The following is a 13,635-nucleotide window of genomic DNA, read 5'->3' as shown; positions in this document are numbered from 1 at the left end:
CTGCCCGGGCCCGAGCGGGCGCTCGCGGCCGCCGCCTGCCTCGCCGGGCTGCTCGGCGTGGCGGCCAGCGCGGCCGCGGCCCACGTCGCCGGCGCCGATTCGCTGAAGACCGCCGCGCAGTTCCTGCTGTTCCACGCTCCCGCGATCCTGGCCCTCGCCGGGTTCGGGGCCGCCGGGCTCGTGCGTCCAGGCCTGTCCCGGGCGGCGGCGGGCCTGCTCGCCCTCGGCCTCGTCCTGTTCTGCGGCGACCTCGCCCTGCGGGCGCTCGCCGGCCGCGCGCTGTTCCCGATGGCGGCGCCGGCCGGGGGCATCCTGCTGATGGCCGGCTGGGCCGCCGGCCTCCTGTGCGCCCTCGTGCCCGGCCGCCGCTGAGGCGCGCGGGACACGCCCGGCGCGCGATCTGCCGTCGCGGGGCCTCCGGCCGGCGTTTGTTCCCGCGGATGCCCCGATCCGGCCATAGACGCGCGTCTGTATGCCGGGGACCAGATTGAAGCGACCCGAAGGGGGCGAAGCGTGACCCAGGGACTTTCGCGGGTGTCGAGCCTCGGGCGCAGCCTGACCATGGCGGCGCGCAACCTCGCGCTCGGGCGCGACGACGCGCTGCCGGTGCCGCCCGAGCCGGAGGCCGGCCCGTCCTACGCGGTCGACGCGGACGTGCCCGTCGAGATCGGCTGCATCAAGGTGTTCCGCGCCGAGAGCTTTCCGGAATCCGGGCCGAGCCCCTGGCTCGACCAGCCCGACGCCCCGGCGATCATCGACCGGCGCGTGGCGCGGCGTGAGATCACCCCGAAGCAGGCCGAGATCTGCCGGTTCTGGGTCGAGAACGGCTACTACGTCGCCCGCGGCGCCATCGATCCGGACACGATCGACGAGGCCTGGGGCGCCTACGAGGCGGCGATCGCCCGGGGCGACCTGACGCTGGCGCCGGAGAAGGCCGCCGAGGACGACCCCCATCCGGGCCGCTACCTCAACCCGCACCTGAAGGTCGAGGAACTCGACCGGCTCTTGCGGCACCCGGTGCTCGTCAACTTCAGCAGCATGGTGCTCGGCCGGCCCGCGATCCCGTTCCAGACCATCGCCTCGCACAAGGGCAGCCAGCAGTCCGAGCACTCGGACTCGATCCACATGACCACCTACCCGCTCGGCTATCTCGCCGCCTGCTGGGTGGCGATGGAGGACATCCACGCCGATTCCGGGCCGCTGGTCTACTACCCCGGCACGCACCGGCTGCCCTACCTGTTCAGCCACGATGTCGGCATCTCGACCGACGAGTTCCGCGAGCGCGGCTACACCGCCTACCGGGAGCGCTACGAGCCGGCGATCAAGCGCGAGATCGCCGATCACGGCGCGGCGCCGCACCACTTCATCGCCCGCAAGGGCGACGTGCTGTTCTGGCACGCCAACCTGCTGCACGGCGGCTCGGCCCGGGCGGACATGCGCCACTCCCGCAAGGCGCTGGTGCACCACTACTTCGCAGAAGGCTGCGTCTGCTACCACGACCTATCGGCCAGCACCTCGGCGGTGCACGGCCCGGTGGAGAGCCTGCCGACCTGCGGCGCGTCGAGCCCCGACATCGCGGTGCGGGACAAGGTCGTCGCCTGAGCCCGCGCGGTCCGGCGCCCCGCGCCGGACGGCCTCAGCCGCGGACCTGAAGGAAGTCCAGCGCCGGCCCTCGCGCGTCGGAGAACACGCCCGCGGTGAGCGGTCCGCCGTAGACCGCGCCGGTGTCGAGGTTGGTGCGGAAGCGCCGCACCTCGGGCCGGCCGTCCTGGCGGGGCGTGTGGCCGTGGACCACGTGGCGGCCGAAATCGTGGTCGCCGTCGAGGAACGGCTCGCGGATCCACAGGCGGTCGTGCGGCTCGGAATCCGGGGGCGCCACGCCGGGGCGGAAGCCCGCATGGACGTACCAGCGCGCGGCGTCCCCGTGGAGGGTCGGCAGCGCCTCGATCCAGTCGAGGGTGTCGCGCGGCAGCCCGGCCGCGTCCCGGGCACCGAAGGCGGCGAGCGTAGCCTCGCCCCCGTTGATCAGCCAGTGGCCGGCCGCGCCGTCCCGCACCAGCGCGTCGAGCAGCATCCGCTCGTGGTTGCCCATCAGGCAGGTGACGCGCTCGGGCTCGGCCCAGGCGAGGCGGCTCACCGTGCGCAGCACCGCGGCGCTGTCGGGGCCGCGGTCGATGTAGTCGCCGAGGAACACGAGCCGCCGGTCGCGGCCCGCCGCGTGCGCCGCGATCCGCTCCAGCAGCGCGTCGAGCAGGTCGGCGCGGCCGTGGATGTCGCCGACGGCGTAGGTGAGCGTCCCGGGCTCCATGCCGCACTCATCCACGGCGGGCGCGCGCGAGGCAAGGCGGCCGTCGCATTCAAACGGTCCCCGGCATCGCCAGCACCACCTTGTCGCCGCCCTCGCGCGCGACCGCGCGGTAGGCGGCGGCCGCCTCGGCGAGCGGCACCTCCGTCACCGCGCCCGGCACGAGGTCGCCGGCCTCGAACAGGGCGCCGATCCGCGCCAGCATCCGGGCGCAGGCGCGGCTGTCGTAGAGGAGCGAGTTGACCCCGACGAGGCTGCCGCCCCGCCGGTAGAGGTCGAGCACCGGCGTCTCGACCGTGCCGCCGGGCGGCGCCGCGATCACCGCGACCCGGCCGAACGGCGCGAGCGACCGGATCGCCTCGGGCAGCCGGTAGCCCGTCGTCTCGAAGGCGACCGCGAAGCCGGTCGGAAGCGCCGTCCCGTCGGGGTAGATCCCGGCCTCGAACCCGGCGGCTTCGAGGGCGCGGGCCTGGTCCGGCCGCCGCACGGCCACGTGGACCGCCGCGCCGCGGGCGCGGGCGAGGTCGGCGGCCGCCCGGCCCACCGCCCCCGCCCCGACGACGAGCAGCCGCGTGCCGGCGCCGACCCCGGTGCGCTCCAGCCCGTCCCAGGCGGTGGTGTAGGGCACGCCGAGGCTCGCCGCCTGCGCGAAGGCGAGGCGGTCCGGCAGCAGGGCGACGCCGTCGGCCGGCACGGTCAGCCACTCGGCGTGGCTCCCGTCGCGGTCGAAGCCGAGATCCCGGCCGGTGCCCCAGACGCGGCGCCCGACGAGGTCGTCCGGGCCGTCCGTGACCACCCCCGCGAAGTCGCGGCCCGGCACCCGCGGCACGGTGGTGTAGGGAAAGCGCCCGAGCACGTTCTTGGCGTCGCTCGGGTTCAGGCCGGCCGCCCGCACCGCCACCCGCACCGCGCCGGGCCCGGGCTCCGGCCGCGGCACCGCCTCGACCCGCACCGCGTCGAGGCTTCCGGTCACGTGGAAGCGGACCGCCTGCATGGTCCCGGACATCGCGGTCTCCGCGGCTCGATCGCCGGCGCCCCGCCGGGATGGGTACTGGCGACGGGGCGTCGTGGGAAAGGCGCCGATCCTGCCAGATCCGGCCCGCGCCGTCGCCCGGCATCGGAGCTGCTCCCGACCGCGTTGCGATCGTCCGCAACTCTGGACCCTCGGTTCGACGCGCTCTCCGGCACCGAGCCGGCGACCACTTCGGCGGAGAGCGCTCTAAGCAGGTTCGCGTCGGCACGCCACACGGTACACGACGCGGCGAGCCGAGGGGCGTTTCCGACCCTCGACCTCATCCTGAGGTGCCCGCGTCAGCGGGCCTCGAAGGAGACCTCCAGGGATCGCGCGGCTGGCTGGAGGGCTCCTTCGAGGCCCCTTGCCGAGGCAAGGGGCACCTCAGGATGAGGGGGTTGGTGGGATCGGCCGACCCAAACGCCGAACTGTCGTGTACCGTGGGGCACGCCAACGCTTCACCCGCTCAGATCCTTGAGGGATCGCAGGTTTTCGACGCCGAACCGGCGACCACTTCGGCGAAACCCGCTTAGCGCGACGCGGTCGCCCCCGCCGGCCCCGCACCGCGGCGGTGCAGGACGAGGAGACCGGCCAGCGCCAGCAGGACCAGGACGCCCTGGACCCCGAGCGCCTCCCAGGTCCCGTTGAAGCCGAGGTCGGACACCAGCCCCGGGACCCCGTCGTCGTGAACGGGCACCAGCACCTGTTCCTGGAACTCCTGGATCGCCGCGCCGACGAGCCGGAGCCCCATCACGAACAGGAAGGCCGAGGTGATCAGGAACATCGGGCGCAGCGGCAACCGCACGGCCAGCCACTGCATGGCCACGTAGACCGCCGCGAGAACAACGGCCGCGACGCCGAGCCCGCCGAGCAGGGCGGCGCTCCAGCCACCCGCGGTCCGGGCCAGGGCGTGCAGGAACAGGACCGTCTCCGCGCCCTCGCGGAACACCGCCAGGAACGCGATGCCGGCGAGCGACAGCACGGTGCCGGCGCCGAGCGCCTCCCGGGCCATGCGGTCGAGATCCGCCTGCCACGCCTTCGGGTCCTGGCGCAGGAACAGCCAGCCGCTCATGTAGAACATCAGCGCCGCGGCCAGCAGCATCACGCCGGCCTCGATCAGGTCGTTGTGGTTGCCGTCGAAGTAGGTCTCGAACACCCAGGCCATGGCGAGGCTCGCCAGCACCGCCGCCCCCGCGCCGAGGTAGATCGGCGCGATCCGGTGGGCGGCGTCGGCCCGGCGCAGCAGGGCGGCCAGCGCCGCGATCACCAGCAGGGCTTCCAGCCCCTCCCGGAACAGGATCGTGAAGGCCTGGACGAAGGTCGATCCGTCGGTCACCGGGTCACTCCGACCGCTCGATGGGCCGCACCCGCGCGGCCCGGACGACCGCCGCTCGGTCGCCGCGCGCGCCGGTCGTGCGGTTGTGGCTTGGCCGCGACATTCGCCGCGGCGATGGGGCCGGCGCCTTGCACGCGCCGCCGCCGGTGCGTATCACCGGCCGAAAAATTTAGCAAAACCAGCATCTTGTAACATTTCTAAATTATCGGGCGGTCCGCGGGGCGCGGCGGCTCCGTGGGGTCCGAAGGGTCGGGATGATGACGGTCGATCGCACTTGGACCGGCCTGGTCCGCGAATTCAACCTTCAGGCTGGCTTCCTCGTCCCGGCGATCGACCGCGGCATCGGCGGCGCCCGGCTGCCGATCGCCGCCGCGAGCGACCGGTGGTGAGGCCGGCGATCACCGCCGGCGCGCGGGCCGCGGTCGCCGCGCGGGTCGCCGTCGCGGTCCTCGGGGGCTACGCGGTCGCGGCGGCGGCGACCGCGTGCCTCGCGCTCGCCCTGCCGCTGGCGCCGGCCGACGCGACCACGACGGCGACGATGCTGAGCTTCGCGGTCTACGCCGCGGCGGTGCTGTGGGCCTTCTCCGCCCGCCGCCTCGCCGCCGCGGCGCTCGGCCTGCTCGCCCCGGCGCTCGCGCTCGGCGCGCTCGCCTGGCTCTTGCACGGAGGACACGGATGAAGGGGACGCTCCGGCAATCGATGGCGTGGCTGCACGCGTGGTCCGGCCTCGTGGTCGGCTGGGTGCTGTTCGCGGTGTTCGTCACCGGAACCGCCAGCTACTACCGGTCCGAGATCTCGCAGTGGATGCGGCCCGAGCTGCGCGCCGGCCGGTCCGTCGACGCGGCCCGCGCCGCCGACCTCGCGGTGGCGGCCCTGCGCGAGCGGGCGCCCGAAGCCCGGACGTGGTTCGTGACGCTGCCGACCGCCGAGCTGCCGGCGACCCAGATCGCGTGGCGGTCCCGGCCAGGCACGCCGTTCTCGGTCGCGCTGCTCGACCCGGAGGCGGGCGGGCCGTCAGCCGCGCGGGACACCCGCGGCGGCGATTTCCTCTACCGCTTCCACTTCGAGCTGCACATGCCGCCGCTCTGGGGGCGCTGGGTGGTCGGCGCCTGCGCGATGATCATGCTGATCGCGCTCCTGTCGGGGATCGTCACGCACCGGCGGATCTTCGCGGATTTCTTCACCTTCCGCCGCCGCGCCGACCAGCGCGGCTGGCTCGACGCGCACAACGTCGTCGGCGTGCTGGCGCTGCCCTTCCACCTGATGATCACCTACACCGGCCTCGTCACGCTGATGCTGCTGTACATGCCCTGGGGCGTGAATGCGGCCTACGAGGGCAACCGCGAGCGGTTCTTCCAGGACCGCGGCCAGTCGATCGCCGCCCGTCCCCCCGCCCGCGCGCCCGGGGAGCTGGCCCCGCTCGCGCCGATGGTCCGGGAGGCGATGCGGCTCACGGGATCCGAGGCGGTCTTCGTCGCGATCCACAACCCCCGCGACGCGGCCTCGACCGTGGTGGTGACGATGGACGAGCCGGAGGGCATCCCGCACCTGCACCCGTCCGTGGGGTTCGACGGGACCACCGGCGCGGCGCTCGGCACGACGGGTCCGGCCAGCGCCGCGACCACGACCCACGCGACGATGCTCGGGCTGCACGAGGCCCATTTCGCCGGCCCGATCCTGCGGGTGCTGTTCTTCCTGTCCGGGCTGATGGGCTGCGCGATGGTCGCCACGGGGCTCGTGCTGTGGAGCGTGGCGCGCATGCCCAAACCCAACGCCAAGCCCAGCGCCGAGCGCGAGGCCACGGCGCGGATGCCGCTCGGGCACCGTCTGGTCCACGCCCTCAACGTCGGCACCGTGGCCGGGCTGCCCGCGGCGCTCGCCTGCTACTTCCTGGCCAACCGGCTGCTCCCGGCATCGATGCCGGGCCGGCTCGACGCGGAGGTGCAGGTCTTCTTCGCGGCCTGGCTGCTGATGGCCCTGCCGGCGCTGGTCGTCGCGCCGCGCCGGGCCTGGACCGGGGCGCTCGCCGCCGCCGCCGCGCTGTTCCTGGCGGTGCCGGTCGTCGGCGGCGCGACCACGGGCCGCCACCTCGCGGCGAGCCTGCGCGACGGGGACGCGGCCTTCATCGGCTTCGACCTCGCGATGCTCTGCCTCGCCCTCGGCTTCGCCCTCACAGCGCACGCGCTGGGCCGCCGGCCGGTCACCCGGTCCGCCGGGCGCGCGCTGCCGCGCGACGGGATGGTCGGCACGCCCTCGCGATAGAGCCGCTCCCGATCGCGTTACACACGGTCCACGACGGTTCGGCGTTTGCGTCGGCCGCTCCCACCAACCCCCCTCATCCTGAGGTGCCCCTTGCTTCGGCAAGGGGCCTCGAAGGAGTCCTCCAGCCGGCCGCGCGATCCCTGGAGGTCTCCTTCGAGGCCCGCTCTCGCGGGCACCTCAGGATGAGGTGGAGGGCCGGAAACACCCCTGGGCTCGCCGCGTCGTGTCCTGCGCGCGTTGCGATCGGGCGCGGCTCCAAGCCTTTGTCCGGCATCCCCTTCGCTGGAGGGCGCTCCCGACGAGCCCGCTCACGGCGCGGCGAGGGCGTTCCGCTCCGCCGCGTCGATCGCGCGGATCACGCGGCAGGGGTTGCCTGCCGCGAACACCCCTTCCGGCACGTCGCGGGTCACCACGCTGCCCGCGCCGATGACGCTGCGCGCGCCGATGGTCACCCCGGGCAGGATCAGGGCGCCGGCGCCGACCCACACGTCCGGGCCGATGTCGATCGGCCGGCCGTATTCCTGCTTGCGCCGCAGGGCCGCGTCGAGGGGATGCATCGGCGTCAGGATCTGCACGGCCGGGCCGAACAGGGTGAAGTCCCCGATGCGCACCCGGCACACGTCGAGCACGACGCAGTTGAAGTTGAAGAACACCCGCTCGCCCAGCTCGATGTTCCGGCCGTAGTCGCACTGGAACGGCGGCTGCATCCACACGGTGTCGCCGCCGGTGCCGAAGATCTCCCGGCACAGGTCGCGGCGCAGGTCCTCCTCGGCCTCGCGGGAGGCGTTGAGCTTGAGGCACAGGTCGCGGACCCGGGCGCGGTCGGCGGCGAGGTCCGGGTCGAGGGCGTCGTAGAGTTCGCCGGCCAGCATCTTGTCGCGTTCGGTGCGCATCGGCGTGCCCTCCGCCCTCGTCGATCCCTCGCCGTGCAGGCGATGCGTACATATGTACGCATCGGGAGCGCTTGCCAACCGCGTCCGGCGGCATTCCTGTTCCGGACGACGCGCCCGGCCCGGTCGGGTCGCGCGCCCGATCCATCGTTCTCACGCGTCTCCGCCGGACCCCTGGCCCGGTCGGCGGTCGAGCGCCCCGAGGAATCGCCCGTGCCCGCGTCCCAGCGCCGCTACGATCCGGACCGCCGCGCCCGCATCGTGCGGGCGGCCCTCGACGTCATCGCCGAGCGCGGCGTCGCCGAGACGACCCACCGCCGGGTCGCGGCGGCGGCCGACGTCCCGCTCGGCTCGATGACCTACCATTTCGCGACGCTCGACGCGCTGCTGGCCGACGCGTTCTCGCTGCTCGCCGACACGGTGTCGGCCCGGTTCACCGAGCGGCTCGCCGCCGCCGCGACCGTGGACGAGGCGCGCGAGGCCGTGGTCGACCTGATCGTGGACGAGAGCTGGGCGACGCCGCGCAACATGCTCCTGAGCTACGAGCTGTACGCCTACGCGGCCCGCAACCCGCCGCTGCGCCGGGTGATGCAGGCGTGGATGGCCCAGAGCCAGGCGGCGCTCCGCAGGCACTTCCCGCCGGACACGGCCAAGGTGCTCGACGCCATGATCGAGGGCCTGTCGATCCACCGGTCCGTGGACGCGGAGCCGATGGCGCGCGACCAGATCCGCGCGGTGGTCGAGCGGCTGACCGCCGATCCCGCGGGGGCGGTCCCCGGCGCCGGGCAGCGCTAACGCCGCCCGCCGAACCCGCCGCCGGGTCCTCCCGGCCCCCCGCCCGGCCCCGCGGCCGGACCGCCGCCCGGGCCGCCGAAGCCGGGTCCGATGCCGCCGAACCCGCCCGGGCCGCCACCGGGCCGTCCGGCGGGATTGCCGGGCTCGCCGCCGCCGGGGGCGCCGAATCCGCGCGGGCCGGCGCTGCCGGGGATGTCGCCGCCCGGCCGCGTATCGATCGCCGGACCGCGCGGCCCGGTCCCGCCGGGAGGGCCGCCGGGATCGATCCCGAACCGCCCCGGCTCGCCCCCGAGTCGGTTCGGGGCGCCGTCCGGCAGGCCGCGCAGGTCGAGGCGGTCGCGCTCGCGCTCGAAGCGGGGGGGCTCCGGGGCCTGGGGGGCGATCCGGTCCTCGGCGCGCAACCGCTCCACCGTCAGGTCGCCGCCGGGGGCGACGCGCGCGGTCACCACGGCGCGGACGCTGCCGGTGCGCGGCACCGCGGGGGAGGGGCGCCCGGCGATCCTGAGCCCCGAACCCAGGTCGAGGTCCCGGCCGGCCCGGCCGATATACGCCTCGATCGAGACCTGCCGCAGCCCGGGCGGGAACGGGAGACCTGCGAGCGCCGCGTTCGTCACCCGGAGCGCGTTGCCGGCCGGCTCGCCGGTGACGAGGGCGCGCTTGCCCGGGACGAGCCCCGCCGCCCCCTCCAGGCGCAGGGCGCCGATCCGGAGCGTCCCGTCCGCGTCACGGCTCACCGGCCCGGCGACCCGGTCGGGACCGGCGGGCCGCGTCTCGATCAGGCTCGCGACGATCACCCCGTCCGGCCGGCGCAGGCCGCTCACCGCGACGCGGATCCCGGGCTTCCAGTCGCCCGGCAGGTCGCCGGTCATCACCCGCTGGCCGAGCACGGTGAGGCGGCCGGGGGCGGCCGCGTCCACGGGACCGACCACCTCGCTCGTCACGTCGATGCGCCGGGTCGCGAGGCCGCCGTCCCCGGGGCGGGCCACCACCTGCACCACCTGCCCGATCCTCAGGTCGGCGGCGGTCGCCGGGGCGCCGTCGATCCGCACGGCCACGTCCGCCGGATAGGCGATGCGCAGGCCGTTGACCACGATCGAGCCGAAGCGGCGGATCGTGCCGATCACCCCGGTTCCGCCGATCCCGCGGTCGCCCTCGCCGGGCGGACGCTCGGCGGGCTCGGGGGCGGCCCGGGCGCCGGTCCCGCCGATGCCCTGGTCGAGGGGGGGCTGCTGGGCGCGGGCGCCGGCCGGCAGCGCGGCGGCGCCCGCGAGCAGCCGCAGAACCAGACGCCGGGTGGGACGAGGGCTCACCGCTCAGCCCTCGGCATCCGTCCGGGGCCGGGCCGCGGGCGGGGCCTCGGTGTAGACGTAGAGGCCGAAGGTCCAGCGATGGCCGCCGCCGGCATCCCCCTGGCAGGCCGCGTGGGCCTCGCGGTTGGCCTGTTGCAGGGCCTCCATCGCCAGCTCCCGCGCCCGCGCCTCGAGGCGGGCGGCCAGATCCGCCGAGAGGCCGTCGTAATGGACCGCCCGCTCCAGGAACCGGGGGGCATCCCCCAGGATGTTGGCGGTCGCCGCGGCGATATGGTCGTGCAGGTTGCGGCCGAAATAGTAGGCCTGCGCCTCGGCGTTGCCGTCGGCCCTGGGCACGTAGGCGGCCTCGGCGAGGACGATCCGGTCCAGCGGATCGACGAAGACCAGGCGGCGGTCGAGCCACTCGTCCAGTACCGCCCGGGGCCGCAGGTCGCGGGTCACGCCGGCCACCAGCGACTCGAAGGACGGCGCATCCCCCTCCGCAACCCGGGGCAGGGGCAGCGGGGCCCCGTCCGGCCCGGTGAAGGCCGGGTCGGCCAGCCAGCGGGCGATGATCCGGCTGGTGCGCGACAGGGTGGCCGGCACCGCGCTCACCGGTGCCCCCGCCCCGCGCAGGCGCCGCACCTCCTTGCGGTGGATGCCCGTCAGCAGCGACACCCGGCTGTCGGTCTGCTCCTTGCCGGGCAGGGCGAAGTCGTACTCGGCGACGTTCACGTACAGCTCGCGCAGCAGGTCGGTGAGCGCCGGAAAGGTGATGCCGCGCGCCACCAGAAGGCGAACGAGCGGGCGCAGCAGCCGCGCCAGCGGCGCGTGCAGGCCGGCGCCTTCCGGAGCGGTCTGGGCGGTCTCGGACATCCCGGATCCATGCCCCGGTAGAGCGTGGGAGACAATCCCACGACGTGCGACAGCACACCAACGCGGACGGATTCCCGATTGACGTGGGATTTTTGCACACGTAGCTTGGCTGCGTGGTCAAATTTCCCACAGATCATCCCCTGAAGGCTCTCACGATGGATGCGCCCCACCTCCTCGTTCCCTCCGCGCTGCCGCCGATCGTCCTGGGCGTAGCCGGCGCTCCCCGCGCGAGCCAGGGTGGAATGCTGCCGCGGATGAGGCGCCTCGCCTGCGCGCTCGCCGCCCTCGCTCTGCCCGCGTTCGGGGTCGCGATCACGGATACGGTCCACCGTGCCCGCGCCCCGGACGCGCAGCAGGCCGTCGCGCCCGCCCCCGGCGGTGCGGCGGCGGCCGCCGCCCGGATCCGACCCCTGGTCCGGGTGGCGGCCCTCGACGCGTCGGAGGGCGCGCGGCCGTGATCGCCCTGTCCGCACCGCGGCCCGACCGGCCGCGCGATCCCGCCTGCGGCGGGGCGCCGATCCTCGACCTCGCCCTGTGCCTCATCCTGGCGGTGACGGTGGTCGGCCTGCTCCTCATCGCCCTCTGATCCGCCGCCCCGGCGGCTCCCTCAACCCCCAGAGACAGACATGACCCAGTTCCTCCCGGCCGCCCTCGTCGGCGCCGCCGCATTCTCCTGCGCGCTCGCCGCCGAGGCCGCCGACCTCCCGGTCCGCGCGGCGCCACCGGCCTTCACGCCGCTGCCGGCCTTCACCTGGACCGGCTTCTACGCCGGCGTGAACGCCGGCTACGCGTTCGGCACGGCGGGCGGCAGCTTCACCGATCCGAGCTACGGCACGGTCACGGGCGGCGGCCGCTCGGGCGGCTTCGCCGGCGGCGGGCAGATCGGCTACAACTACCAATTCACACCCGGCTCGGGCTTCGTCGTCGGCGTCGAGGCCGACATCCAGGCCACCGCTTTCGCCAAGGCCGACGCGGCCTATCTCGGTGCGACGCCGTACTACAGCGTGCGGCCGAGCCTCGACTATTTCGGCACCCTGCGCGGCCGGGTCGGCTACGCCTTCGACCGGGTCCTGATCTACGGCACCGGCGGTTTCGCCTACGGCGGCGGGGCGCGCTCCTCCTACGCGGCCGCCTATCCCTACACGCTGCCCAACACGACCCGGACGGGCTACGCGCTCGGCGGCGGCGTCGAGTACGCCTTCACCGAGAAGCTCTCGGCCAAGGTCGAAGCACTCTACCTCAAGCTCGGGCGCGGCACCGCCGGCGCCACGTACTACGACGCCGCCGTGCCGGCCTATTACGGCACCGGGCGACGCGACGACGGTTTCGCCGTGGTGCGGGCGGGCCTCAATTACCGGTTCTGAGCGTCGACGCCCGACGACCGATCGGAATGACAGGACCGACGGGACGTCGGGCGCCAAGACCATCGTCGAGACCAGACCGTGGCAGATCAAGACACTGCGCGCCGGTCTCAAGATGACCGCGATGCCGGGCGGCGACGAGGTGCGGCCGATGTCTATCCCGGACCTCGCCGCCTCACTGATCAACAGGTCTTCAACAGTCTCCGGATGTGGCATGCACGCACCCGGCACGGCCCTGGGCTAGCTGTGCGATCGAATACGCAGTGCACGCGGCCGTCGCGCGCTTGACGATAACACCGGAATCGGGCGCTATGCCTCGACTTCGGTCCGCGCAGAGCCGAACGGTCGCGGTCTCGACGCCGGCGATGAAGGTTAGCCGGCGGAGATACTGGACCCGGACCGGTCGCGCGGTCGTAGGCGACGCCTCGCTTCGGGATCGGCCGTGACTGCACCCAGCCTCAACGCCCTCAAGCTGCTCCTCGCCTGCGGGCTCGGCGTCGCGGCAGCCCCGGCCGGCGCCCAGGAACTGGTGCCGTCCAGCGGCAACGGCCGCGGCGCGCTCCTGATCTACGGCAACTATTGCGGCCCCGGCAGCCGCGGACCCGGCTACCCGCCGATCGACGCGCTGGACCTCGCCTGCGCCCGGCACGACGCCTGCTCGCCGGACCCGGCCGCGGGCGTCCTGGCGACCTGCGCCTGCAACCGCCGACTCCAGGTCGAGGCGGCGGCGGTCTCGCGCGATCCCTACGCCGGGCAGCGCACCCGGGACATGGCCCGGTTCATCTCGGATTTCGCGGCCTCGATGCCCTGCCAGTAGGCAGGGCGGCACGGGGGAGCGAGACGGTCGCCTCAGGCCGCGTCGGCGGGCTTGGCGGCCGGCTTCGGGCCGCCCTTGGCGACGCCGACCAGCGCCGGGCGCAGCACGCGCTCGCCGATCACGTAGCCGGTCTGCATCACCTGCACGACCGTGCCGGCCGGCACCTCGGCGTCCGGCACCTCGAACATCGCCTGGTGCCGGTTCGGGTCGAAGCGCTGGCCCTGCGGCTCGACCGCCTTCACGCCGTGGCGCTCCAGCGTCTTGGCGAGGTCGCGCTCGGTCAGCTCGATGCCGTCGATCAGACCCTTGAGGTCTCCGTCGGCGGCCGCGCGCCGCTCGGCCGGCACGCTGTCGAGGGCGCGGCGGATGTTGTCGGCCACCGTGAGCACGTCGCGGGCGAAGTTCGTGACCGCGTAGGTCCGCGCGTCGGCGGCCTCGCGCTCGGTGCGGCGGCGCAGGTTCTCCATCTCGGCGAGCGTGCGCAGCGTCCGGTCCTTCAGCTCGTCGCGCTCGGCGGTGAGCAGGGCCAGGGCCTCGGCCACGGGATCGACGGTCGGGGCCTCGGCGCCCTCGGCCCGGGCCTGCGCGTCCTGCGGGGTCTCGTCGTTCGTCATCGCGTCTTCAGTGCATCACCGGCGGGGAGGGGGATCGGCGCTGATATCAGGCGGGGGGGCGGCGAAATCAACCCGACC

Annotated in this window: 17 protein-coding genes; 10 read left to right on the top strand and 7 right to left on the bottom strand. The window is 74.6% G+C overall.

All coding sequences use genetic code 11. The annotated features are described in order from the left end of the window. Both Q8W71_RS23810 and Q8W71_RS23805 read left to right on the top strand, forming a co-directional pair. Window positions 1-372 carry a DUF423 domain-containing protein gene (locus tag Q8W71_RS23810; protein ID WP_305527926.1) on the top strand — a complete coding sequence of 124 codons (372 nt, stop codon included), beginning with the start codon at window positions 1-3 and terminating at the stop codon, window positions 370-372. A 141-nt stretch (window positions 373-513) separates the two neighbouring features. Next, window positions 514-1,602 (top strand): phytanoyl-CoA dioxygenase family protein, encoded by a 1,089-nt coding sequence (locus Q8W71_RS23805; RefSeq protein ID WP_305527899.1) that lies wholly within the window; start codon window positions 514-516, stop codon window positions 1,600-1,602. A gap of 34 nt (window positions 1,603-1,636) precedes the next feature. Here the strand turns inward: Q8W71_RS23805 and Q8W71_RS23800 are convergent, their stop codons facing one another. The 3 genes from Q8W71_RS23800 to Q8W71_RS23790 form a co-directional block, all read right to left on the bottom strand. Then, complete coding sequence (locus tag Q8W71_RS23800) at window positions 1,637-2,308, bottom strand: metallophosphoesterase family protein (RefSeq protein ID WP_305527898.1); 672 nt, start codon at window positions 2,306-2,308, stop codon at window positions 1,637-1,639. A 49-nt stretch (window positions 2,309-2,357) separates the two neighbouring features. Then, window positions 2,358-3,311 (bottom strand): quinone oxidoreductase family protein, encoded by a 954-nt coding sequence (locus Q8W71_RS23795; protein WP_305527897.1) that lies wholly within the window; start codon window positions 3,309-3,311, stop codon window positions 2,358-2,360. 535 nt (window positions 3,312-3,846) lie between these two features. After that, window positions 3,847-4,653 carry an FTR1 family iron permease gene (locus tag Q8W71_RS23790; RefSeq protein WP_305527896.1) on the bottom strand — a complete coding sequence of 269 codons (807 nt, stop codon included), beginning with the start codon at window positions 4,651-4,653 and terminating at the stop codon, window positions 3,847-3,849. Between the two features lie 254 nt (window positions 4,654-4,907). Here Q8W71_RS23790 and Q8W71_RS23785 point away from each other — a divergent pair, with 254 nt between their 5' ends. Genes Q8W71_RS23785 through Q8W71_RS23775 form a run of 3 tightly spaced genes read left to right on the top strand, consistent with a single transcriptional unit; the run spans window position 4,908 to window position 6,915 of the window. Continuing rightward, complete coding sequence (locus Q8W71_RS23785; RefSeq protein ID WP_305527895.1) at window positions 4,908-5,042, top strand: hypothetical protein; 135 nt, start codon at window positions 4,908-4,910, stop codon at window positions 5,040-5,042. After that, window positions 5,039-5,332 (top strand): iron transporter, encoded by a 294-nt coding sequence (locus tag Q8W71_RS23780; RefSeq protein ID WP_305527894.1) that lies wholly within the window; start codon window positions 5,039-5,041, stop codon window positions 5,330-5,332. Before Q8W71_RS23785 ends, Q8W71_RS23780 begins: the two co-directional genes overlap by 4 nt. Further along, window positions 5,329-6,915 carry a PepSY-associated TM helix domain-containing protein gene (locus Q8W71_RS23775; protein WP_305527893.1) on the top strand — a complete coding sequence of 529 codons (1,587 nt, stop codon included), beginning with the start codon at window positions 5,329-5,331 and terminating at the stop codon, window positions 6,913-6,915. The genes Q8W71_RS23780 and Q8W71_RS23775 overlap by 4 nt, the downstream gene beginning before the upstream one ends. A gap of 308 nt (window positions 6,916-7,223) precedes the next feature. Here Q8W71_RS23775 and Q8W71_RS23770 read toward each other — a convergent pair whose 3' ends face one another. Beyond that, on the bottom strand, window positions 7,224-7,808 hold the full coding sequence (locus tag Q8W71_RS23770; RefSeq protein WP_305527892.1) for a sugar O-acetyltransferase: 585 nt from the start codon (window positions 7,806-7,808) through the stop codon (window positions 7,224-7,226). A gap of 210 nt (window positions 7,809-8,018) precedes the next feature. Here Q8W71_RS23770 and Q8W71_RS23765 point away from each other — a divergent pair, with 210 nt between their 5' ends. Further along, window positions 8,019-8,600, top strand: coding sequence for a TetR/AcrR family transcriptional regulator (locus Q8W71_RS23765; RefSeq protein ID WP_305527891.1), 582 nt, complete (start codon window positions 8,019-8,021; stop codon window positions 8,598-8,600). On the opposite strand, the gene Q8W71_RS23760 is transcribed toward Q8W71_RS23765, so the two are convergent. Further along, the gene (locus Q8W71_RS23760) at window positions 8,597-9,910 is read right to left on the bottom strand and encodes a DUF5666 domain-containing protein (protein WP_305527890.1); all 1,314 of its coding nucleotides are present in this window, start codon (window positions 9,908-9,910) and stop codon (window positions 8,597-8,599) included. The two genes, Q8W71_RS23765 and Q8W71_RS23760, sit on opposite strands and share 4 nt — an antisense overlap. Window positions 9,911-9,913: 3 nt before the next feature. Further along, complete coding sequence (locus Q8W71_RS23755) at window positions 9,914-10,765, bottom strand: DUF6502 family protein (RefSeq protein WP_305527889.1); 852 nt, start codon at window positions 10,763-10,765, stop codon at window positions 9,914-9,916. Between the two features lie 155 nt (window positions 10,766-10,920). On the opposite strand from Q8W71_RS23755, the gene Q8W71_RS23750 reads away from it, so the two are divergent. The 4 genes from Q8W71_RS23750 (at window position 10,921) to Q8W71_RS23735 (ending at window position 12,943) form a co-directional block, all read left to right on the top strand. Further along, window positions 10,921-11,223: a hypothetical protein gene (locus Q8W71_RS23750; RefSeq protein WP_305527888.1), complete on the top strand. Its 303-nt coding sequence runs from the start codon at window positions 10,921-10,923 to the stop codon at window positions 11,221-11,223. Beyond that, window positions 11,220-11,351 (top strand): hypothetical protein, encoded by a 132-nt coding sequence (locus tag Q8W71_RS23745; protein ID WP_305527887.1) that lies wholly within the window; start codon window positions 11,220-11,222, stop codon window positions 11,349-11,351. Before Q8W71_RS23750 ends, Q8W71_RS23745 begins: the two co-directional genes overlap by 4 nt. Before the next feature lie 40 nt (window positions 11,352-11,391). After that, window positions 11,392-12,129, top strand: coding sequence for an outer membrane protein (locus tag Q8W71_RS23740; RefSeq protein WP_305527886.1), 738 nt, complete (start codon window positions 11,392-11,394; stop codon window positions 12,127-12,129). A 439-nt stretch (window positions 12,130-12,568) separates the two neighbouring features. Further along, window positions 12,569-12,943, top strand: a complete 375-nt coding sequence (locus tag Q8W71_RS23735; protein ID WP_305527885.1) for a hypothetical protein — start codon at window positions 12,569-12,571, stop codon at window positions 12,941-12,943. A gap of 32 nt (window positions 12,944-12,975) precedes the next feature. Here Q8W71_RS23735 and grpE read toward each other — a convergent pair whose 3' ends face one another. Next, entirely contained in the window at window positions 12,976-13,557 is a 582-nt protein-coding gene (gene grpE, locus Q8W71_RS23730; RefSeq protein WP_305527884.1) for a nucleotide exchange factor GrpE, read from the bottom strand. Window positions 13,558-13,635: the final 78 nt, after the last annotated feature.

It is taken from the genome of Methylobacterium amylolyticum (assembly GCF_030700245.1).
Lineage (GTDB): Bacteria > Pseudomonadota > Alphaproteobacteria > Rhizobiales > Beijerinckiaceae > Methylobacterium.
The sequence above is the reverse complement of the archived record's forward strand: the minus strand, read 5'-3'. Positions and strand labels throughout refer to the sequence as shown.